We start from the raw sequence: 269 nt of genomic DNA on the forward strand, positions 1-269 counted from the left end.
CCGAACCGGCGCTCCGCATTCCGGTCGGATAGCTCGACGATCTGCCGGTCACCCTGGAAGGTCAGCTTGTTGATCGCCCGTTCATTGGCTGCCGCGACCTCCAGCAACGACTCATCCGAACACTGCGACAGATCCGTCGAACCCATCTGATCGAGGAGGGCATGCAACAACGTCACCTGCTCATCCGGCGCAAGAGCCGGCAGATCGATCGTTGTCATTGTCACCCCCCAGTGAATACGACCAAAGTGAATGCGATCAAACATCAGTTC

At 58.0% G+C, this 269-nt stretch carries 1 pseudogene; it reads right to left on the bottom strand.

The annotated features are described in order from the left end of the window. Window positions 1-218: pseudogene (locus tag ACPXB3_RS22655) on the bottom strand (HNH endonuclease); the annotation flags it as partial. Between the last annotated feature and the right edge of the window lie 51 nt (window positions 219-269).

Source organism: Gordonia sp. DT219 (assembly GCF_049847065.1).
GTDB lineage: Bacteria > Actinomycetota > Actinomycetes > Mycobacteriales > Mycobacteriaceae > Gordonia.